Origin of the sequence: Mycobacterium asiaticum DSM 44297 (assembly GCF_000613245.1) — a bacterium.
In the GTDB taxonomy this organism is placed as follows: Bacteria; Actinomycetota; Actinomycetes; order Mycobacteriales; family Mycobacteriaceae; genus Mycobacterium; species Mycobacterium asiaticum.
This window is the reverse complement of sequence record NZ_HG964936.1, coordinates 407,823-428,289: the sequence shown is the minus strand read 5'-3', so window position 1 is coordinate 428,289 and position 20,467 is coordinate 407,823. Positions and strand designations below refer to the sequence as shown.

At 69.8% G+C, this 20,467-nt stretch carries 22 protein-coding genes; 8 read left to right on the top strand and 14 right to left on the bottom strand.

Annotated elements, in window-relative coordinates:
• Positions 1–8: 8 nt before the first annotated feature.
• The 4 genes from BN972_RS02035 to BN972_RS02025 are packed head-to-tail and all read right to left on the bottom strand — an operon-like array spanning position 9 to position 3,394.
• Positions 9–668, bottom strand: coding sequence for a TIGR04282 family arsenosugar biosynthesis glycosyltransferase (locus tag BN972_RS02035; protein WP_036352293.1), 660 nt, complete (start codon positions 666–668; stop codon positions 9–11).
• Positions 665–1,315 (bottom strand): glycosyltransferase family 2 protein, encoded by a 651-nt coding sequence (locus BN972_RS02030; protein WP_200869690.1) that lies wholly within the window; start codon positions 1,313–1,315, stop codon positions 665–667. The genes BN972_RS02035 and BN972_RS02030 overlap by 4 nt, the downstream gene beginning before the upstream one ends.
• A 13-nt stretch (positions 1,316–1,328) precedes the next feature.
• The gene (locus BN972_RS30095) at positions 1,329–1,895 is read right to left on the bottom strand and encodes a hypothetical protein (RefSeq protein WP_235192348.1); all 567 of its coding nucleotides are present in this window, start codon (positions 1,893–1,895) and stop codon (positions 1,329–1,331) included.
• Positions 1,841–3,394 carry a hypothetical protein gene (locus BN972_RS02025; RefSeq protein WP_080696663.1) on the bottom strand — a complete coding sequence of 518 codons (1,554 nt, stop codon included), beginning with the start codon at positions 3,392–3,394 and terminating at the stop codon, positions 1,841–1,843. The genes BN972_RS30095 and BN972_RS02025 overlap by 55 nt, the downstream gene beginning before the upstream one ends.
• Positions 3,395–3,838: 444 nt before the next feature.
• On the opposite strand from BN972_RS02025, the gene BN972_RS02020 reads away from it, so the two are divergent.
• On the top strand, positions 3,839–5,359 hold the full coding sequence (locus tag BN972_RS02020; protein WP_390176191.1) for a DUF7937 domain-containing protein: 1,521 nt from the start codon (positions 3,839–3,841) through the stop codon (positions 5,357–5,359).
• On the opposite strand, the gene BN972_RS02015 is transcribed toward BN972_RS02020, so the two are convergent.
• On the bottom strand, positions 5,356–6,387 hold the full coding sequence (locus tag BN972_RS02015; protein ID WP_036352287.1) for an NAD-dependent epimerase/dehydratase family protein: 1,032 nt from the start codon (positions 6,385–6,387) through the stop codon (positions 5,356–5,358). The genes BN972_RS02020 and BN972_RS02015 overlap by 4 nt on opposite strands.
• The gene (locus BN972_RS02010) at positions 6,384–7,160 is read right to left on the bottom strand and encodes an S-methyl-5'-thioadenosine phosphorylase (RefSeq protein ID WP_036356279.1); all 777 of its coding nucleotides are present in this window, start codon (positions 7,158–7,160) and stop codon (positions 6,384–6,386) included. Before BN972_RS02010 ends, BN972_RS02015 begins: the two co-directional genes overlap by 4 nt.
• 34 nt (positions 7,161–7,194) lie before the next feature.
• On the opposite strand from BN972_RS02010, the gene BN972_RS02005 reads away from it, so the two are divergent.
• The 3 genes from BN972_RS02005 to fabH all read left to right on the top strand — a co-directional run bounded on the left by BN972_RS02005 (position 7,195) and on the right by fabH (position 9,947).
• Positions 7,195–8,067, top strand: coding sequence for a 1,4-dihydroxy-2-naphthoate polyprenyltransferase (locus BN972_RS02005; protein ID WP_036356276.1), 873 nt, complete (start codon positions 7,195–7,197; stop codon positions 8,065–8,067).
• Between the two features lie 101 nt (positions 8,068–8,168).
• Complete coding sequence (locus BN972_RS02000; protein ID WP_051544959.1) at positions 8,169–8,822, top strand: DUF4190 domain-containing protein; 654 nt, start codon at positions 8,169–8,171, stop codon at positions 8,820–8,822.
• 108 nt (positions 8,823–8,930) lie between these two features.
• Positions 8,931–9,947, top strand: a complete 1,017-nt coding sequence (gene fabH / locus BN972_RS01995) for a beta-ketoacyl-ACP synthase III (protein WP_036352285.1) — start codon at positions 8,931–8,933, stop codon at positions 9,945–9,947.
• A gap of 3 nt (positions 9,948–9,950) precedes the next feature.
• On the opposite strand, the gene BN972_RS01990 is transcribed toward fabH, so the two are convergent.
• Entirely contained in the window at positions 9,951–10,301 is a 351-nt protein-coding gene (locus tag BN972_RS01990) for a DUF4229 domain-containing protein (protein WP_036352283.1), read from the bottom strand.
• Between the two features lie 56 nt (positions 10,302–10,357).
• On the opposite strand from BN972_RS01990, the gene BN972_RS28690 reads away from it, so the two are divergent.
• On the top strand, positions 10,358–10,513 hold the full coding sequence (locus BN972_RS28690; protein WP_099050979.1) for a hypothetical protein: 156 nt from the start codon (positions 10,358–10,360) through the stop codon (positions 10,511–10,513).
• Here BN972_RS28690 and BN972_RS01985 read toward each other — a convergent pair.
• The 7 genes from BN972_RS01985 to hemL form a co-directional block, all read right to left on the bottom strand.
• A complete protein-coding gene (locus BN972_RS01985; protein WP_390176172.1) occupies positions 10,510–11,877 on the bottom strand; it encodes a MinD/ParA family ATP-binding protein in 1,368 nt (455 codons plus the stop codon). The genes BN972_RS28690 and BN972_RS01985 overlap by 4 nt on opposite strands.
• Before the next feature lie 7 nt (positions 11,878–11,884).
• On the bottom strand, positions 11,885–12,880 hold the full coding sequence (ccsB, locus tag BN972_RS01980; RefSeq protein WP_036352281.1) for a c-type cytochrome biogenesis protein CcsB: 996 nt from the start codon (positions 12,878–12,880) through the stop codon (positions 11,885–11,887).
• A complete protein-coding gene (locus tag BN972_RS01975; RefSeq protein WP_051545238.1) occupies positions 12,877–14,439 on the bottom strand; it encodes a cytochrome c biogenesis protein ResB in 1,563 nt (520 codons plus the stop codon). The genes ccsB and BN972_RS01975 overlap by 4 nt, the downstream gene beginning before the upstream one ends.
• Positions 14,440–14,564: 125 nt before the next feature.
• Positions 14,565–15,344, bottom strand: a complete 780-nt coding sequence (locus BN972_RS01970) for a cytochrome c biogenesis CcdA family protein (RefSeq protein ID WP_036352279.1) — start codon at positions 15,342–15,344, stop codon at positions 14,565–14,567.
• Positions 15,341–15,943 (bottom strand): TlpA disulfide reductase family protein, encoded by a 603-nt coding sequence (locus BN972_RS01965; RefSeq protein WP_158086300.1) that lies wholly within the window; start codon positions 15,941–15,943, stop codon positions 15,341–15,343. Before BN972_RS01965 ends, BN972_RS01970 begins: the two co-directional genes overlap by 4 nt.
• On the bottom strand, positions 15,943–16,554 hold the full coding sequence (locus BN972_RS01960) for a histidine phosphatase family protein (RefSeq protein ID WP_036352275.1): 612 nt from the start codon (positions 16,552–16,554) through the stop codon (positions 15,943–15,945). Before BN972_RS01960 ends, BN972_RS01965 begins: the two co-directional genes overlap by 1 nt.
• Positions 16,554–17,873, bottom strand: coding sequence for a glutamate-1-semialdehyde 2,1-aminomutase (gene hemL, locus BN972_RS01955; protein ID WP_036352272.1), 1,320 nt, complete (start codon positions 17,871–17,873; stop codon positions 16,554–16,556). The genes BN972_RS01960 and hemL overlap by 1 nt, the downstream gene beginning before the upstream one ends.
• Positions 17,874–17,971: 98 nt before the next feature.
• On the opposite strand from hemL, the gene BN972_RS28685 reads away from it, so the two are divergent.
• The 3 genes from BN972_RS28685 to BN972_RS01940 are packed head-to-tail and all read left to right on the top strand — an operon-like array spanning position 17,972 to position 20,467.
• Positions 17,972–18,367: a nitroreductase family deazaflavin-dependent oxidoreductase gene (locus BN972_RS28685; RefSeq protein WP_036356267.1), complete on the top strand. Its 396-nt coding sequence runs from the start codon at positions 17,972–17,974 to the stop codon at positions 18,365–18,367.
• Between the two features lie 5 nt (positions 18,368–18,372).
• Positions 18,373–19,533: an enolase C-terminal domain-like protein gene (locus tag BN972_RS01945; RefSeq protein ID WP_036352269.1), complete on the top strand. Its 1,161-nt coding sequence runs from the start codon at positions 18,373–18,375 to the stop codon at positions 19,531–19,533.
• 16 nt (positions 19,534–19,549) lie between these two features.
• Positions 19,550–20,467 (top strand): ketopantoate reductase family protein, encoded by a 918-nt coding sequence (locus tag BN972_RS01940; protein WP_036352267.1) that lies wholly within the window; start codon positions 19,550–19,552, stop codon positions 20,465–20,467.

Genomic DNA, 20,467 nt, shown 5'->3' with positions numbered 1-20,467 from the left:
CGGGCTGCTCATAGCCCGTTGGCGTAAGTGACCCGCGCGAATCGACCGCCGGGGCTGCAGGCGTCGCGCACCGCGACGACATCGTCCACCAGGTCGACGTCGGCAAGTTGACGCACCAAGGACACTTCGACGCCGTTGTCGCGCAATGCTTTCAGCGTGAGGTGGCCGGTGTCGGGTGTGGACATGGGGACACCGCGCAGACACGCGGCCGCGTCCGGGACCGTCAGCCCGAGCAGCCACCAGCCGCCGTCGAGCGCCAACCCGAGCACCGCCGCGTTCTCCAGCAGCCGTTGTGCACACTCTTTCAGCAGTGCGGGGGTGACCTGCGGGGTGTCCATCCCGATCTGCAGCACCGGATAGCCGGCGGCGGCATCGGCGTGGGCGTTGGCGAGCCGATCGGCGAAGTCGTCGCCACGTTGCTCGATCACGGTGAACGACTCAAGCCGCCGCCGCAATTCGGCCGAACCGGCGGCGTTGTCGAGGTTGCCGGTGAGTGCCACCACCCGGGCGGCGAACGGCACCGCCGCGACGGCGTCCAGGGTGTCCAGCAGAGCCGCAGCGGCGATCTCGGCGGCTGCCCGGTCACCGACCGTCGCCGCCAGCCGGGTCTTGGCCAGTCCAGGCTCCGGCGCCTTGGCCACCACCAGCGCCGTCACCGGCAGGCTCACGAAATCACCTTCCAGAAGTCGACAATCGCGGTGATGCTGCCCTTTAGCGACCCGCTCACCTTCGACTTGCCGCCCGTCCGGGGGCCGTAGCTGACGTCGAGTTCCACCACGCGCCACCCCGCCGCCGCGGCACGGACCAGCAACTCCAACGGATAACCCGACCGTCGGTCGCTGACACCAAGCTCCAGCAACGCCTCGCGCCGCGCCACCCGCATCGGCGCGATGTCGTGCACCGGCAGGCCGTGCCGGGTCCGCAGCCGCCAGCTCATCACCACGGTGCCCACCCGGGCCACCCACGGCCAGTGCAGCCCGGGCACCGGACGCCGGCGGCCGGTGACCAGGTCGGCGCCGCGCTGCAATTCGTCGACCAGCCGCGGCAGGTCCCCGGGATCCATCGAGCCGTCCGCGTCGATGACCGCCACGACCGGCGTCTTCGCCGCGACCACTCCCGCGTGTACCGCCGCCCCGTAACCGGGGCGCGGCTCGGCGATCACCCGGGCACCGTGCCGGGTGGCGACGGCGGCGGTGTCGTCGGTGCTGTTGTTGTCCACCACCAGTGCCTGATAGCCGGCCGGGATCGCGGCCAGCACCGCCGGCAGCGATTCCTCCTCGTTGAGGCAGGGCAACACCACCGTCACGCCGGACACGGCGGTTGCAGGGTCAGCGGGGCCAGGACGGGAATGACCCGGTGCCGGAACGGCCGCCCCCGCCACTGCCGCCGCCGCTGGTGCCGCCACCCGACGGCGCACGCGGCGCCACGGTCGGCACTCTGGGTGCCTGCGGCACCGGTGCTTGGGTGCGCGGTACCTGCGGCACCGGCGCCTGAGTCTGCGGCGCCTGCGGCACCGGTGCTTGGGTGCGCGGCGCCTGCGTAGGCGGAGCCACCGTCTGCTGCTGCGTCGGCACCTGCTGGGTGGGCGCCTGCGTAGGCACCTGCTGCTGCGTCGGCGCCTGCGTCGGCACCTCCTGCGTGGGCTGCGGCGCAACCGTCGTCGGTGGCGCCACGGTGGTCGGCGCCTCCGTCGTCGGAGCCACCGTCGTCGGCGGAATCGTTGTGGTCTTCGGCGGTTGCGTGGTCGCCGGCGTCGTGGGCGCGGTGGTCGGCGCTGTGGTCACCGACGTCGTCGGCGCTGTCGTGGGCGGCGTCGTGGGCGCGGTGGTCGGCGGCGTCGTCACCGGCGTTGTCGGACCGGTCGTCGGCGCCGTGGTCGGCGGCGTCGTCGGCATGCCGGCTGCCAGCCCGGATACGGCTGCCAGCCGGGATACGGCGGAATGAAGATCGGCACCGGCAACGGAGCGGGGACCGGCACGGGCACCGGAGCCGCCGGTACGGGCGCCGGGGCCGGAGCCACCGGCGCGGGCGCTTGCCTCGGGACATTCTGCACGGCAGGCACGGTGCCGCCCTGGAATCCCAGGGTGGGGATGTCGGGCGGCGGGGGTGGCACCGGGGCTTGCTGCTCGGTCGGCAACAGCGGCATGAACTTGCCCGGCTGGGCGTTCTGGTGGCCTTCGACGGGCAAAGTGGACGCTGTCGGCCGAACGGTCACCGCGACCGCGACCGCCAGCGAAGCGAAGCCGAGCACGGCAAAACCGATAACGGCGTTGCTGATCAACAGCCGCCTCAGCTGTGGCCGGATGCCGGCCGTCTCGGGATCGTCCGGGTCTACGCCGTCCTCGTACTCATCGGCGTACTCGTCCCCGTAATCGTCGAAGCCGTCGGTGTCGACCGGCAGGATGTCGTACTCGCTGGCTTGCGAATACGCCAGCTGTTCGTCGCCTGAGCTGGGCGCTCCGCCGTCGGCGGGCTGCATGAAGGCGGTGGCGTCCCCGGGCGCCGCCGGGTCGCCGGAGGACACACCGGAATGGAAGTACGCGGGCGCGTTCGGGTCCCCGGCCACATTCGGGTCTCCCGAGGAGACACCCGAATGGAAATTCGCGCCGCCTCCGTCACCGGGTATCGGGCCTGCCATGGTGGCATCGCCGAGGGACGGCGCCGCCATCGTCGCGTCGGGCGATGCGGCCGGGGCGGCCATCGTCGCGTCCGGGTTGGCGAACGGGGCAGCCATCGTCGCATCGGGAGATGCGGTCGGCACCGCCATCGTCGCATCGGCGGCGGCGCCGCGCGCCAGGGCGAAGTCGGGATCCCCCGGAATCTGCACGCCCATCGTGGACGCGGACTGCAGCTGGTCGGCGAACATCGCGGTGTTCTCCGGCGACGTACCCACCAGCAGGACGTCGTCAGGGGTACCGGCGTGGCCCGGGACCTGCGCCATCAAGGTGTCGAAGGTCGCGCCGGCGTCACCTTCTACCGGCGTCGCGGCCAGCACCGTCGGCGGCGCATCCGGATCACCGCTGGGGACCGCAAGGCTCGCCGTCTGGCTGCCGACCAGCAGAACCGCGGCACCGGCACGACCGGGCCCCAGCAGCGCGGTGGCCGCCTGCGACTCGGAGACCACCTCGACGTTCGCCACGCCGGCATAGTTCAGCGCCTGCTGCAGCTGATCGGCGGCGTACTGATCCGACCAGACCAGTCGGGTGCCGACCAACCGGTGACCTTCATCAGTCAGCAGGCGATTCGTACCGACAATCGTCTCGGACAGGTCCGCGACGGGATTATTCGTCAGCTCGACCGTGGATTGATCGATCACCGCGCTACTGCGGGCGGCCTCGATCAGAGCCAGGCGTGCGACCTGGCCGGTAACGGCCACCCCCAACACCACGTCCATTTACGGCTCTCCTTCGGCTGACTACCCCACAGTCAGCAATGTCCCGGCATCATTACACTGACGGCATATTCGTCATTCGGACGACAGGGTTCCCTATGTGCGCAGCGTAACCGGATTCCCTACCCAGGGGGATGGTCACCGGATTTCCTTCGCCACTTCATAGCCTGCTCACAGCCGCGGCCGCGTCTTCCGAATGGAGAATATGTTCGCAACCGAACAACGCAGCTGGCTAGTCAGGGGGTTCCCCTGCAGCACGACCAAACCTGCGCCCGCAGCAACCGACCTCGATCCCTTGGGGGCCTCGTGAGCCTGAGCAGCGACGACACGCCGACCGGCCCCATCGTGGGCGCGCGCGGGGCCCCTCCCGGGCCGCCGGCACCGGAATCCCGATCGGAAGCACAGCCGACCGGGCGCACCGCCCGCGAGCGCAACCTCCGACGTGACCTGTTGGCCGGCGTACTGCTCATCGTGGCTTTGCTGATGCCCTGGAACCTGTACTTCGGATTCCGCATTCCGAACAGCAACCCCGTGCTGTGGGCAGTCCTGGGTTCGGTAACAGCTCTGTCGCTGCTGTCCCTGCTGGCGTCACACCGGCGGCCCGGTCCCAACGGACGGCTGCGGCTTGCCCTCAATGTCCCCTACCTACTGCTGGTAGTTGGTTTTGCGGGGTTCGCCGCGTTCGAATTCATCCGGACCGTGGACACCGCCAAGGTGCTGGCCGGGGTCGGGCCCGGCGCTTGGCTGGGCGTCGCCGGGGCGGTGCTGGCGGCACAGCCGCTGCTGGTCCACCCCACCGTGGACGAGGAGAGCTACCAGCGGTGGCTGCGCGCCGCCCGCCTGGTCGGTTACGCATCGATGTTCGGGGCGTCCCTGAGCGCCGGGTTCACCCTGTGCTTGCAGGTGCGCTACGCCCTGCCCACCGCGGGCATGGATTCTTTCGGCGTCAACAACACCGCGGTGATCCTCACGTCGGTGGTGTACGGGGCGGTGGCGTTGGCGACGGCACTGGTGGCATCGCGGTGGATCCTGCGCAACACTCCGGCATCCCGGCTTGCCACCGTGGCGCTCGGCGGATCCGCGCTGGTGGCCGGGACCGTGGTGTGGATCCTTCCCGTCGGCCGCGAAATCGACGCATTCCATGGCATCGCGCAGAACACCTCGACGGCGGGCGTCGGCTACGAGGGCTATCTCGCCTGGGCGGCGGCCGCGGCCCTGTTTCTGCCGCTGACGCTGTTCGGATCGCCGCTGGTACGCAAGGACCGCGACGTGTGGCGCGAGGCAGTGCGCATGGCATTGATGCTGATCGTCGTCTGGTGCGTGGGCACGGTGCTGATGAGGATCACCGCCCTGGTCGTGGCGGTGCTGCTGAATTACCCCAGGTACCCGTATAACAACCTCACGCTCGCGGCGTTCGCCGCGGCGACGGCGGGGGTGGCGTGGTGGCTGCGGGCGCGAGTGGGCGGCGGCGTCTTGGCCTCGCGACTGACGACGTGGCTGAGCGGGTTGGTGTTCGCGCTGACCGCTTCGCGGGTGATCATTGGCGTGATCATGTCGCCGCGCTTCGCTCAGGGGGCAGCACCGAACCCGGTCTACGGCAACGACTTCGCCCAGCAGATGACCAGCACGCTCGACCTCGCATTGGCAGTGCTGGCGCTGTGGATCTTCCCCGCGGTCCTCATCGCCGGGATCATCCGTAAACCGCGCCGACGGCCGCGACGACGGCAGCCGGCGCCACGACCCCCCACCGGGCAGCAACGCCCCCAGGTGCCCGTCCCCACCCGTGCGGGTGGCCCGCCGCCACCGTCGGAAGCCAGGACGACGCAGTTCAGCGCCGCCCATACCGAGCACGACCCGCCCACCACGGTGCTGTCCGGGCAGGGGCGGGCGCCCCGGATCTTCCGGTCGGCGGAAACCACCGGGCCGTTGCGGCCCAAGATCTACCGGCCGCCGAACCGTCCGTCCTAACGCAACGGCGCGAACGCGAAGTCGCGCAGCCCGTCGCCCGGGGCCACCGCGGCCCGGAAATCGAGCACCTCGGCGGCCAGTGTGGGGTCGGCCACGATGTGGCGGACATCGCCACTGCGGTATTGGCCGGTGACGGCCGGAGACAGCTCGCCGCCCCGCGCGGCACACAGGGCGCTGGCCACTTCGAGGATGGCGATGGGTCGTCCCGAGCAGACGTTGGCGGCGGTGAAGCCGGCGCGGTCCGCGCTCACCGCCGCCAGGTTTGCCGCCGCGACATCGTCGACGTGGACGAAATCTCGCATCTGCCGGCCGTCTTCGAAAACCCTTGGCGGCTCACCCTTCTCGAGTGAGGAGCGGAATATAGCCGCCACCCCGGAATACGGGGTGTCCCGCGGCATGCCCGGGCCGTAGACGTTGTGGTAGCGCAGCGCGATCACCGAACCGCCGGTGGCCTCCGACCAGGCCAGTGCGAAGTGTTCCTGCGCCGTCTTGCTGGCCGCGTACAGGCTGCGTGGCCGCAGCGCGGCGTCCTCACCGACCAATTGCCACACAACCGGCTGCCCGCAGACCGGACAGCGGTGCTCGAAGACGCCGGCGTCCAGGTCGGCGCGGCGGCGCGGCGGCGGATCCACCGAGCCGTGCTCGGCGCACCGGTACCGCCCCTGCCCGTACACCACCATCGAGGACGCCAACACCAGACGCCGGACGCCGGCGGCGAACATCTGGGCCAGCAGCACCGTGGTCCCGAAGTCGTTGTGGCCGCCGTATTCCGGCGCATCGGCGGCGTCGACACCGGCGCCTACCATCGCCGCCTGATGGCACACCAGGTCCACCCCCGACAGCAGCGGAGCGAGTGCATCGGCGTCGCGCACATCGACCCGGTGACACCCGGGCGGCAGCACCGGACTCGGACCGTGCGCGGCGGGCAGCAACGCGTCCACGCCGATCACCTCATGACCCGCCGCCCGCAGCGCCGCGTCGACCCGGGCGCCGATGAAACCGGCCGCGCCGGTGAGCAACACCCTCACGGCAACTCGAATGGCAGCGGGACCCCGGCGTGCTGCAGGCAATGGGTGCAGGTGCGCTCGTCGGCCACATTGTCGATCGCCGTCTGCACGAGTTGCTTGAGCCGCACGATGTTCTCCCCAAAGGCGGCAAAGATCTCGGCGGCCTTCACCCCTTCCCCGACCGCCACACCGGCATCCACGTCGGTGACCAAAGCTATTGCTGCATAACATAATTCGAGTTCGCGAGCGAGGATGGCCTCCGGGTAGCCGGTCATGTTGACCAGACTGAAGCCGGCGGCGGCGAACCACTGGCTCTCCGCGCGGGTGGAAAACCGCGGACCCTGGATCACCACCATGGTGCCGCCGTCGACCACATCCGGCAGGCCGGTCACCGCGCTGCGCAGCGTCGGGCAGTACGGATCGGCGAAGCTGGCGTGCACCCCGCCGCTGTCGAAGTAGGTGTCCGGGCGACCACTGGTGCGGTCCACCAGTTGGTCGGGCACCACCACCGTTCCGGGCCCCAGCAGGGGGTTCAGACTGCCGACCGCGCACGGCGCGAATACCCGCCGGACCCCCAGCGCGCGCAGCGCCCACATGTTGGCCCGGTACGGGACGGTGTGCGGCGAGTACTGGTGACGGGCGCCGTGCCGGGGCAGGAACGCGACCTCGTGCCCGCCGATGGCGCCGATCGTGATCGGGTCGCTGGGCGCACCCCAGGGGGTCTCGGGGTACACCGTGCGGGTGTCGGATCCGAGAAAGGTGTAGAAGCCGCTGCCGCCGATGACTCCGAGCATCCGCCCATTGTGATGCATGAGGCAGGATGCCCTGGTGGCCAGTTTTGCGCAGTGGATCGCCGGGGCGCGCCCGCGGACCCTGCCGAACGCGGTCGCCCCGGTGGTCGCCGGCACCGGCGCCGCGGCGTGGTTGCACGCCGCCGTGTGGTGGAAGGCGCTGCTGGCTCTGACGGTGGCCCTCGCCTTCGTCATCGGGGTGAACTACGCAAACGACTACTCCGACGGCATCCGGGGCACCGACGACGTGCGGGCCGGACCGGTGCGGTTGGTGGGGGCCCGGCTGGCGACGCCGCGCGCGGTGCTGACCGCGGCGCTGGTCAGCCTGTTCGTCGGCAGTGTGGCGGGACTGGCGCTGGCGCTGGTCAGTGCGCCGTGGCTGATCGCGGTCGGTGTGGGGTGTGTCGCCGGGGCCTGGCTTTACACCGGCGGGTCCAAACCGTACGGCTACTCGGGGCTGGGCGAGGCGGCGGTGTTCGTGTTCTTCGGCCTGGTCGCCGTCCTGGGCACCCAATTCACCCAGGCCCTGCGGGTGGACTGGGTGGGCCTGGTGCTGGCGGTCACGATCGGGGCGTTGTCGTCGTCGGTGCTGGTCGCCAACAATCTGCGAGACATTCCCACCGATACCCAATCCGGCAAGATCACCCTCGCGGTGCGGTTGGGTGACCGCCGCACCCGGCTGCTCTACCACGCTTTGCTGGTCACCGCCGGGGTTATGACGCTGATCCTGCTGGCAGCGACGCCGTGGTGCGCCGTGGGACTGGTGGCCACGCCGCTGGCACTGCGGGCCGACCGGCCGGTGCGCGCCGGCCTGGGCGGGCCGGAGTTGATCCCCGTGCTGCGCGACACCGGGCTGGCCATGGTTGTGTGGTCCGCCGGGGTCGCGCTAGCGCTGTCCCTGGCCGGCTGACCGCACGGAGTCCCCGGCGCCAACTGGCCCGCTGTGTTTTACTTGCTCAAATGCGTTGCGCCGCAAAATAACAGGGCGTCGACGGGAGGGGATCAGTTCTGATGAGTGAGCGGCTCGACGACCACGCGACCCGGCGTCTACCGGTGCCGCCGCCCGGACCGTCTGGGCCGCCCGGCCCGTCGGGTCCGTTCGGGGGGCCCTATCCGCCGTATCCAGTCAGCCGTTCCACTAACTCGCTTGCGATCGCCGCGTTCGTCACATCGCTGGTCCTGGCCCCGTTGGGCATCGTGTTCGGGCATATTTCGCTTTCCCAGATCAAGCGCACCGGCGAGGACGGCCGCGGCTTTGCCATCGCCGGCCTGGCGCTGGGATACATCGGGACGGTCCTGGGAATCATCGGGCTGATCGGCGTCCTGGTGTTCATGGCGTCGATCAACTCGGCGCTGCACAGCAACGCGGGTTCACGATCGCGAAGCGCACCCGCCACGTCCGAGGCCCCGGTCGGGGTGCCGGACGCTACGGCGCGGGCGATCAAGGACGCCCGCGTCGGCGATTGCATCCGTCGGGTGACCGGGGCAAAGAAGAAGGACGGCAGCAGGGAGGTGACCGTTTCGCCCGCCGCCTGCGGGTCGAGCGCCGCGACGGACAAGGTCACCAAACGCACCACCAGCACGTCGGATTGCCCCGGCAGCCAGTGGGTGCGGACGCAGGCCTACCGTCCGCCGATTGTCCTCTGCCTGTCCAAGTTGCGGTAATCCGACGTCCGTGCTCGACCCCGGTGCACGCGCACAGCGAGCACGCATAGAGTCGATCCAGCCCCAGCGGCAGGAGCAACCGATTGCTGCGGCGGGAAGGACATCGCTATGACTGAGATCGCGACGATCAACGGCCCGAAGAAAGTCGGGTTGCTCAGCGTCGGCGCCTACCGCCCTGAGCGCGTCGTCACCAACGAGGAGATCTGCGAGAACATCGACTCCTCCGACGAATGGATCTACTCGCGCACCGGGATCAAGTCGCGCCGGTTCGCCGCGGACGACGAATCCGCGGCTTCGATGGCCGCCGAAGCCTGTCGACGGGCGTTGAAGAACGCCTCGCTGACACCGGCCGACATCGACGGCGTGATCGTCACCACCAACACGCACTTCCTGCAGACACCGCCGGCCGCCCCGATGGTCGCGGCGGCGTTGGGCGCCAACGACGTGCTGGGCTTCGATCTGTCCGCCGGCTGCGCCGGGTTCGGGTACGCACTGAGCACCGCGGCGGACATGATCCGCGCCGGCGGCGCCGGGAAGATGCTGGTGGTCGGCACCGAGAAACTGTCCCCGACGATAGACATGCACGACCGCGGCAACTGCTTCATCTTCGCCGACGGAGCCGCCGCGGTGGTGGTCGGCGAGACACCCACCCAGGGCATCGGGCCGACGGTGGCGGGCAGTGACGGCGAGCAGTCCGGCGCAATCCGCCAGGACATCGACTGGATCACCTTCGCGCAGAATCCCTCCGGCCCACGGCCGTTCGTGCGGCTCGAGGGTCCGGCGGTGTTCCGCTGGGCTGCCTTCAAGATGGGCGACGTAGGGCGCCGCGCGCTGGAGGCCGCCGGTGTCGGGCCGGATCAGATCGATGTGTTCGTACCCCATCAGGCCAACAGCCGCATCAACGAGTTGCTGGTCAAAAACCTGCAGTTGCGACCGGACACCGTCGTCGCCAACGACATCGAACACTCCGGGAACACCTCCGCGGCCTCCATCCCGCTGGCCATCGCGGAACTGATGGACACCGGCGCGGCCCAGCCCGGCGATTTGGCACTGCTCATCGGCTACGGCGCCGGACTCACCTACGCCGCACAGGTGGTGCGGATGCCGCTGCACAGCGACAGCTGAGGATCAGCCTTCGGCCGGCCCCTCGTCGGCCGGTGACGACTCCCCCCGCAGCCGGGCCCGCAACCGGTCCCGTTCGGCACGGCGATGTTCACCTGCGGCGGCAAGAGTGGCCGTGGCGCGCCGGCGCAGCGGGCCGAATGCCCACATTCCCAGCGGCATGGAGACAACCAGGCCGCCCAGTGCGGCGACGGTGAGCGGGAAGTCGGCCACCCCTATCAGCCGGCCCGCGCCGTAGATCAGAGCAGTGATTACCACCACCAACAGCAGCCGGGCCGCGACGTAGAGCAGGACGTCGGCGACGCCGCGACCGCGGGACGGAACCCGAGTGGGCTTGTCGCTAGGCGCTTCTGACACGACTTGAGCCTAGCGACAGGCCCGCCACGGGTATATTCGCTCACAGGAGGTGTCGAGTGCTTTACCTGCTCGTCGTCCTTATTCTGGGGACGCTGATCTATCTCGGCTGGCGTGCGGCGCGGTCACAGACCAGCCCGCCGAAGACGCGCGTCATCGGACCTGACGACGATCCGGAGTTCCTGCGGCGATTGGGCGACAACAAACCGCGTTAGACGAACTGCGGGTTGGAGCGCCGCTGGTCGCCGGGGAAGCCGTCGGCGACCACCGCCGCCAGCTCGAGCAGTGCCTCGCGGGTGTCCCGTTTCAGCCGATCCAGCTCGATCTCGGCGCCTTCTTCCAGGTGCGGGTCATAGGGCACCACCCGTACGGCCCGGCAGCGGCGCGCGAAATGCTCGATCACCTTGTCCATGTCGACCTTGCCGGCCCGCGGCCGCACGGCGTTGATCACAGTGATCGAGTTTCGCACCAAGTCCTCGTGGCCGTGGGCGTCCAGCCAGTCCAGCGTCGCCGACGCACTGCGGGCCCCGTCGATGGAGCCCGACGCGACCACGATCAGCACGTCGGACCGGGCCAGGATCGCCGACATCGCCGAGTGCAGCAGTCCGGCGCCGCAGTCGGTCAGTACCAGTCCGTAGAACCGTTCGAGGATGTCCAGGCTGCGCGTGTAGTCCTCGGAGCTGAATGCCTCCGACAACGTCGGGTCGCTCGAGGAGGCGAGTACCTCCAGCCCAGCCTTGTTTTGTGAGGTGTAGCTGCGGATGTCGCTGTAGCGGTCGATGCTATCGGCATCCCGCAGCAGGTGTCGCACGGTCGCCGGGGTTTCGAGCGGCAGCTTCTGGCTCAGGGTGCCGCGATCCGGGTTGGCATCCACGGCGACCACCCGGTCACCCCGAACGGACCCGAAGGTGGACCCCAACGTTGCGGTGATCGTCGTCTTGCCGACGCCGCCCTTCAACGACAGCACCGCGATGCGGTAACAACCGCGCAGCGGCCGGTTGATCTGGGCAACCAGGTTGTTGTGCTTCATCGCCCGGGGACTCTCCCCCAGGTTGATCAGCTGACCCGACAGCACGTACAGCAGCCGGCGCCAGCCTTCCGATGGCGGCGGCTTGACCGGCTTGAGCAGGACGGTCGTCGACAGCTCGGGATACGGCGCGTGCGGCAGCGGCTCGGGACGGAACTGGGGCCGCTCTTCGATGCCGGCGCCCTCCGGCGGGCCCGGGTAATACGCGCCGTAGGCCGTCGGATCGACCCGCGTCACACCGGACACCGGACCGGTGGTCGGTCCCGGATCCCACTGCGGCGTCTCGACTGACGGCGCGGTAGCGGCGACGGGATCGGGGGGCGCGGATGGCCGGCGCTCAGTGCGGAAACCGGCGAACGCCCGCGTCGGCGCCTCGGCGGTGGCTTCGACCGGCGGTTCGGCTACGAACGGCGCCGGACCCTCGATGGTCGGCTGGTCCGGGCTGAGGTCGGCCGCCCCGGTACCCGGGTGGACGCGCGGAGCCCCCCGCCCGGCGTTGGATGTTCTGACACTCGTGCTCCCCCTTGTTGCCCGCTTGTTCGGGTCGGTCACGCTCGGGTCAGCCCACGCCCGCATACGAGTGCAGGCCAACGGTCACCAGGTTAACGAAGAACAGATTGAAGACCATGGCCACGAACCCGGCGACGTTGATCCAGGCCGCCTTGCGATCCCGCCAACCGGCCGTTGACCTGGCATGGAGGTAGGCGGCGTACACGACCCATGCGATGAACGACACGGTTTCCTTGGGGTCCCAGCCCCAGTACCGGCCCCAGGCTTCCTCGGCCCAGATCGCACCGAAGATGACCCCGAAGCCGAACACCGGGAAGGCGAAGATGGTGGTTCGGTAAGCGATCCGGTCGAGCGTCTGCGCGTCGGGAAAGCGTTGCACCAGCCGTGCCAGTTGGCCCTCGGTGCCCGGTTCGCCGAGCCGTGAGGTGCGCAGCAGAAACAGAATGCTGGCGATGCCTGCCACCAGGAACACGCCCGAGCCGAGGCTGACCACCGAGACGTGGATGGGCAGCCAGTATGACTGCAGGGCCGGCATCACCGGTGCCGCGTTGGCGTAGAGCCAGCGGCCGGACACGGTCAGCAGGATCAGCACCGGAAGCAGCAGGAACACCCACAGCGGCCGGTATTGCGGGCGGCGCAGCACGACGGCCCCGGCGACGAGCCCGGATAGGCAGGTCAGGTTGATGAACTCGTACATGTTGCCCCAGGGCACCCGCATTGTGGCCAGGCCCCGCAGCACGATGCAGGCCAACAACAGCGCGATGCCGAGGTAGAGCACGGCGAGGCCGGCGCGGCCGACGCGTTCGTCGAACGGCCGGCTCGGGGTGTCCGCGACGACGCCGGGGGTGGCGCTGTCGGTCGTGACGCCGCCGCTGTGCGTACCCCGTTCGCTGCTTCGTAGGGCCACCGGCTCGAGTTTCCGGGTCCGCACGTAGGCCAGTTCGCAGGCCAGCAGGAGCAGCGCGACCACGAGCGCCACCACCGCGGAGGTGAAGGCCCAATCGGAGTAGCGGGCCAGCCCGATGTTCACGTGCTGGGTATTCATGTGACGTCCCTTCCGGCCTTGGCGGGGATGCCGGCGGGCGCGCCGGATTCGCCCACCCCTGCCGTCAACCGCTCGATCAGCCGCTCGAACTCGTCACCCCACCCGGAGTTGTCGGTACGCGCCAGGCCGCCCAGTTCGACGTTGACCGTACCTGGAGGCTCCCCGGCCGGTGTGAGACGAACCCACACCCGGCGCCGGCGGACCAGCAGCGACACCAACAGTCCGGCCATCATGGTGATCGCGAAGACCAGCACCCAGATCTGCCCGGGATCGTGGGATACCTGCAGGTTGACGAACGGTATGGCGCCGTCGAAGCGAACCGTGGTGCCGGCCGCCGGGCCCTGGTCGATCCGCACCTGCTGCCCGACGCGCAGGTTGACTCGCTTCTCCTTGGTCAGCCGGCCCTGTTCGATCAGGCGGGGGTCCAGATTGAACAACGACTGCGGCCGGCCGGTGTCCAGGCCGGTGTCGCCGCGGTAGATGTCGATGGCCACCGCGGGGTCGTTGAGCGCCGGGAAGCGCGACGACAGCAGGGTGCCGTCGAGTTGCTCGGTGGGCGCCAGCAGGCCCTGGATCGCGATCTCGTGCTTACGCCGCTCCTCGGCGGTGGGATAGCTGCCGGCCGGCGGGTCGATGCGCGCGACGCCCGACGACAGCAGGGTCTGCGGGTTGTCCGGCCGCCACTGCACCGTCGAGGTGCGGGTCTGCCCGTTCGGGAACGTCACCGTGAAGGTGGGGGCGTAGCCGTGGCCCTGCAGGTACACCCGGTCCCCGCCGATGCGCAGCGGGTGGTTCACCTCGAGCCGGTAGGGCCGCCAGGTGTTCGAGGTGAGGTCGTCGCCGGCCTGGTAGGCGATGTCGGCGGCGAAAGAGGTGGCCTGTCCCGACGGCAGGTAGTGGGCTTGAAAGTCGTTGACACGCAGGCAGACCGGGTGCAGCGAGGTGCCGTCAACGGTGTTGCCGGCGCGGAACGAGTCAAACGCGGCCGGCGTGGCCGAGCAGAAACCAGGGCCGCCGTCGGCGATGACGATCACGTTGCCCTCGTAGCCGAACAGCTTGCCGACGGCGACGGCGACCAGCAGGCCCAGCAGCGAGAAGTGGAAGACCAGGTTGCCGAACTCGCGCAGGTAGCCCTTCTCCGCGGACACCTCGACCGTGTCGCCGTGGCGTCTGGTCGCCCTCCGCCAGCCGCGCAGCCGGCCGGCGATGGTGGCGGCCAGGCTCTCGGGGTCGCCGACTAGTTCGGCCTCGGCGTGTTTGGGCAGCCGGGCCAGATTGCGCGGCGCGGCCACCGGTGTGGCCCGCAGGCTGCGGGCGTGCTCGAGGATCCGTGGCGTCAGGCAACCGACCAGCGACACGAACAGCAAGACATAGATGGCGGTGAACCAGAAGCTGGAGAACACGTCGAACGCCTGTAGCTCGTCGAGCCACGGTCCGATCATCGGGTGGGTGTGCAGGTATTCGTCGACCTTGCCGGCGTTGAGGCTGCGCTGCGGCAACAGAGCGCCGGGAATCGCGCCGAGCGCGAGCAGGAAGAGCAGGACCAACGCGGTCCCCATGGACGTCAGCGACCGCCAGGTGTTGCGCCCCTTTTGCGCGAGCAGACGCAGAATCGCACGGAAACGGTGCGTTTCGTGCGATTCTGCGCCTGCTCGCGCCACCTTCCGGGGCTCCTCGGAAGCCATCAGATGGGCAGCCTGACGTCGGAAACAAAAGCGTCGCGCAGCCACGACACGAAGTCGTTCCACACCCCCGTGACCAGGGCCGCGCCGACGGCGATCAGCAGCGCGCCGCCGAAGATCTGGATCGCCCGCGTGTGCCGGCGCAACCAGCCCAGGCCGGCCACCGCGTGCGCCGACCCGAACGCCAACAACACGAACGGGATCCCCAATCCCAGGCAGTAGGCGATCACCAGGGCGATCCCCCGCGCCACGTTCGCGCCGTCGGTGGCCGAGGCGACGGTGATCACCCCGGTCAGGGTGGGCCCCAGGCACGGGGTCCAGCCCAGCGCAAACACCGCACCCAGCAGCGGCGCCCCGGCCACCGTGGTCAGCTGGCGCGGCGTGAACCGGGCCTGGCGTTGCAGCGCCGGGATCAGGCCGATGAACACCAACCCCATCACGATGGTCAGCACGCCGCCAATGCGCTGTAGCAGCAGTTGGTTGGTGATCAGCGTGGTGGTCATGCCGAGCACGACTACGGTGCCCAGCACGAACACCGTCGTGAACCCGGCGACGAACAGCAGCGCGGAGCCCGCGACTCGCCAGCGCGCCGCCGGCGGGGCCTTCACGGTGCCCCGGCCATCGGCCTCGTCCACACCGACCACGGCCGCCAGGTAGGACAGGTAGCCGGGCACCAGCGGCACCACGCACGGCGATGCGAACGACACCAGCCCGGCGAGCAGACACGCGCCGAGCGCCACAATCAGCGGCCCAGCGGCAGCGACGTTGGCGAAGCCGGTCATTGCGGTGCCGGCGTCCGCGCCGGAGCCTCCGCGGCGATCCGCTGCACCACCGGCTGTAGATCCTCGGCCAGCAACTCCCGCAGGAACACCGCGGCCACCCGGTGCTGCCGGTCCAGCACCAGCGTCGACGGGATGACGGTGGTCGGATACTTGCCGCCGAACGCGATCAGGCTGCGCATCGGCGGGTCGTAAATCGACGGAAAGGTCACGTGCCGGTCGGTGACGAAGTCCTGCGCGGCTTCGCGGCTGTTGTCGCGGACGTCGATCCCCAGGAAGGAGACACCGGACTCCCGAGTCGCGTCGTAGACCCGCTGTAGCTGGGTGATCTCGGCGCGGCACGGGCCGCACCACTGGCCCCAGACATTGACGACCACGACCTGACCGGTGAAGTCGTCCAGGGACAGGGTGCGGGCGGGGTCGGTGAGGCTGGGCCCGGACAGCGTGCCGGGCCGGCCGCGGCTCTCGGGCGGGTCGTAGAAGATGTCGGTTTTTCCGCCCGGGGAGACGAACTCGAAGGTGCCGCCTTGGGCGACGGCGTCGCGCCCGGAGCAGCCGGTGAGCACCCCGATCAGCACCGCGACGGCGATAATCAGCCGCATTATCTAGACGCCGCCGGTTCGGAGTACTCCACGCCGACCAGCCGGTCACCGTCGTAGACCAGCGACGTCACCGACGCCAATCCGCATTCCCGCTTGCGCGGGTCATGCCACAGCTTGTTGCCGGTCAGGTGCATGCGCAGCGTCCACACCGGCAGCTGATGGCTGACGCACACCGCCTCGTGGCCGGCGGCGCGCACCCGCGCCTTGTCCGCCGCGGTGGCCATCCGGGTCGCGATCTCGATGTACGGCTCTCCCCAGGACGGCGTGAACGGGTTGCGCAGCTGCCACCACACCCGCGGATCGCGCCACGCCCCGTCTCCCGGGCCGACCCGGCGGCCTTCGAAGAAATTGGCCGATTCGATCAGGTCGGGGTCGGTGTCCACTGGCAGGTTGTGCCGGGCGGCGATGGGCGCGGCGGTCTCCTGCGCCCGCTGCAGTGGGGATGCGATCACCGCGACGATGTCTCGGTCGGCCAGGAAGTCGGCGACCGCGGCGGCCTGCGCCGCACCTGTCTCGGACAGCCGGAATCCGGGCAGCCGCCCGTACAGGACCCCGGAGGGGTTGTGCACCTCGCCGTGGCGCACCACGTGCACCCGGGTTGTCTCGGCCATCAGGGTTTTTCCTCCTGTGCCGCGGCTTGGGCCGCGGCGGGTAATGCGTTCGCGATCCGGTCGAAGGCGTCGTCATCCAGCGCCGCCGAGACGAACCAGGCCTCGAAGGCGCTGCACGGCGGGTAGACACCCGCGTCGAGCAGGGCATGAAAGAACGGCGGAAAACGCCAGGTCTGGCTGGCCCGCGCGGACGCGAAATCGGTCACTGGCGTTTCGCTGAAGAACACGCTCAGCATGTTGCCCGCCCGCGGAATCTGGTGCGCCACACCGGCATTGGTTAGCGCATCAGTCAGCAGCGCGGACAGCCGGTCGGCGTTGGCGTCCAGCGCGGCGTACACCGCATCATCTGCGGCCCGCAGCGTCGCCAACCCGGCCGCCATCGCCACCGGGTTACCCGACAGGGTGCCGGCCTGATACACCGGGCCCAGCGGCGCCAGCTTCTCCATCACCGCGACCCGCCCGCCGAACGCCGCGGCCGGGAGCCCGCCACTCATCACCTTGCCGAAGGTGAACAGGTCGGCATCGACAGGATCGATTCCGTACCAACCACTTCGGCTGACCCGGAAGCCCGTCATCACCTCATCGGAGATCAGCAGCGCGCCGTGTTCGGCGGTGATCGCCCGCAGCGCCGCGTTGTAGCCGGGTGCCGGCGGGACCACCCCCATGTTGCCCGGGCTGGCCTCGGTGATCACCGCGCCGATCAGCTCGCCGTGCGCCGCGAACGCTTCCCGCACCGCGTCGACGTCGTTGTAGGGCAACACAATCGTGTCCGCCGCGGCCGCACCGGTGACACCGGGCGAGGACGGCAGGCCCAGGGTCGCCACGCCCGAGCCGGCGTCGGCCAACAGTGCGTCGGCATGACCGTGGTAGCAGCCGGAGAACTTCACGATCTTGGGCCGGCCGGTGAATCCGCGCGCCAACCGGATCGCGCTCATGGTGGCCTCGGTCCCGGAGTTCACCAGCCGGAGCCGCTCGACGGGCGCGACCCTTCCGATGATCTCGGCGGCCAGCTCGGTCTCGGCGGGTGTCGGGGCGCCGAAGGACAGGCCGTGGGTGGCCGCGCTGGCGACGGCGTCGACCACCGCGGGATGCGCGTGGCCCAGGATCATCGGGCCCCAGGAGCAGACCAGGTCGACGTAGGTATTGCCGTCGGCGTCGGTGAGCCGGCAGCCCTGAGCCTCGGTGATGAACCGCGGGGTGCCGCCCACCGCGTTGAACGCCCGAACCGGGGAGTTCACGCCGCCGGGAATCACCGCGCAGGCGTCGGCGAACAGCTGCGCGGACGCGCGCGTCTGCGCCTTCACCTGGTCAGTCCCCATGACGACTAGTGTCCCAGTCGCCGCGGCTCATTCAACTACAGGGTGTAAGAGATCACTCGGGTTGTCCTCGCCCGGGGCCGGCGAGTTGGATGGCGATCATGCGATTTCCCCAACGCCTCGCCCGGATCAACCGCTACGTGACCAACCCCATCCAGCGGATGTGGGCCGGTTGGCTACCGCCGTTCGCGATCGTCGAGCACGTCGGGCGGCGGTCGGGCAAGGCCTATCGGACTCCGGTGAATGCCTTCTATACCAGTGCCGACGGCGCTCCTGGCCTGGCAATTCCGCTGGCCTATGGCCCCGACCGGGACTGGCTGAAGAACATCCGGGCGGCCGGTGGCGCACAGGTGCGGCGCAACGCCAAGACGTTCGGGGTCAGCAACCCGCGGGTGGTCAGCAAGGACGAAGCGGCCCAGCAAGTGGACGGGGCCTGGAAGTCGGTGTTCGGCGCGCTGCCTTTCGAGGAAGTGCTGTTGCTCGACCGGACTTCCTGAGCCCGGTGCGGATCACCGCGATCCTCGAGCGGCCGGTCGGCCTCGAGGGCGCTCCCGCCAACGCCGTCGTCAGCTTCGCCAGCCACACGGTGTCGCTGGTCGCGGTGGTGACCGACGTCGTCCGGGCGGGCAAGCCGGTGGTGGGGGTGGCCTTCGACTCGATCGGCCGGTTCGCCCAGAGCGGCATCCTGCGCGATCGGCTGATCCCCCGGATTCTGGCGGCCCCGCCCGAGACGCTGCTGGACGAGACTGGGCGCCTCGACCCGGCAGCCGTCGCGGCACGCGCGCTCACCGACGAGAAGCCCGGCGGACACGGTGACCGCGCCGCCGCGGTCGCGGCGCTGGAGTTGGCCTGCTGGGATGTGCTCGCCAAGCTTGATGACGAGCCCGCCTTCGCGACGATCGCGCGCCGCTTCGGGCGGGAGCCCGCCGCCGCTGTGCCGGTGTACGCGGCCGGCGGCTACTACTACCCCGACCGCGGTGTGGACGGCCTGCGCGACGAGATCCGCGGTTACCTGGAACAGGGCTACGACGCGGTCAAGATCAAGATCGGCGGCGCGGACGTGGGTGACGACACCGCGCGCATTGAGGCGGTCATCGACATCGTCGGCGCCGGCGACCGGGTGGCGGTCGACGCGAACGGCAGGTTCGACCGCGCGGCCGCCCTGCGGTGGGCGATGGCGTTGGCGCCGTACCGGTTGCGCTGGTACGAAGAACCGGGCGATCCCTTGGATTTCGAGTTGAACAACGCGGTGACGGCCTGTTACACGGACGCGGTGGCCACCGGTGAGAACCTGTTCTCGGTGCCGGACGTGACCAATCTCGTTCGCTACGCCGGCATGCGGCCGGGACGGGACGTATTCCAGATGGACGCCGGGCTGAGCTACGGCCTGGGCGAGTACGCGCGCATGCTCGAGGTGCTGGAGGCGCACGGCTTCGACCGGCGGCACGCCTTTCCGCACGGCGGGCACCTGATCAACCTGCACATCGCGGCGGGCCTGGGATTGGGCGGGTGCGAGTCGTATCCGGGAGTATTCCAGCCGTTCGGCGGTTACTCGGCGGGCTGCACCCTGGCCGACGGTCGGATCGCGCCGACGGACGCGCCGGGATTCGGGCTGGAACAGAAGTCCGGCCTGGCCCAGCTGATTGCCGAGATGACCACATGAGCCGGAGATCAGACTGATGAGAATCGCCATAATTGGTTGCGGCGCAATGGGTTCCATTTATGCCGCCAGGCTGGCGATGGCGGGCGACCATGTGCTGGTCGTCGACCGCTCGCAGGGCAGTGTCGACCACATCGCCCGCAACGGCCTTCGGGTCAGCGGTCCCGGTTACGACCAGACGGTGCCACTGCGCGCGGTGACCACCGCGCCCGCCGAGACGATGGACCTGATCGTGCTCGCCGTGAAGGCCGCCGACGTGACAACCGCTGCACAGCAAGCACTTCCGATGCTCGGACCGGACACGCCGGTACTGACGATCCAGAACGGGCTCGGCTCGGCGGACACGGTCGCCGGCATCGTCGGCGAGCAGCGGGTGGCGGTGGGAATCGCCAGCGGGTTCGGTGCCGCGCGGCTCGGACCTGGCCATGTGCAACACAACGCCATGCGCGCGATGCGCTTCGGGCCCTATTCCTCGTTGCCGCACAACACGGTTCGATCGATCGCCGCCACCTGGACCCAGGCCGGGTTCGACGCGGCCGCGGTCACCGACATCGCCGCGATGCAGTGGGAGAAGCTGATCTGCAACGTCGCCTACAGCGGCCCGTGCGCGTTGACCCACCTCAGGGTCGGGGAGGTGATGGACGACCCGGAGATGGGCCCGGTCAGCCGAGCGGCAGCCACCGAGGCCTGGAACGTCGCGCGGGCGCTGGGAATTGGGATCGCCGTCACTGATCCGGTCGCGCATGTCCGGGACTTCGGGGCGGCGATGCCGAACGCCAAACCTTCGGCGCTGCTGGACCACGAGGCGCACCGGGTCAGCGAGATCGACGTCATCAACGGCGCGATCCCCCGCCAGGGCGCACGGGTCGGCGTCGAGGCACCGGTGAACGCCACCGTGACCGCCTTGGTCAAGACGATCGAGCGGCAGTGGAGCTGA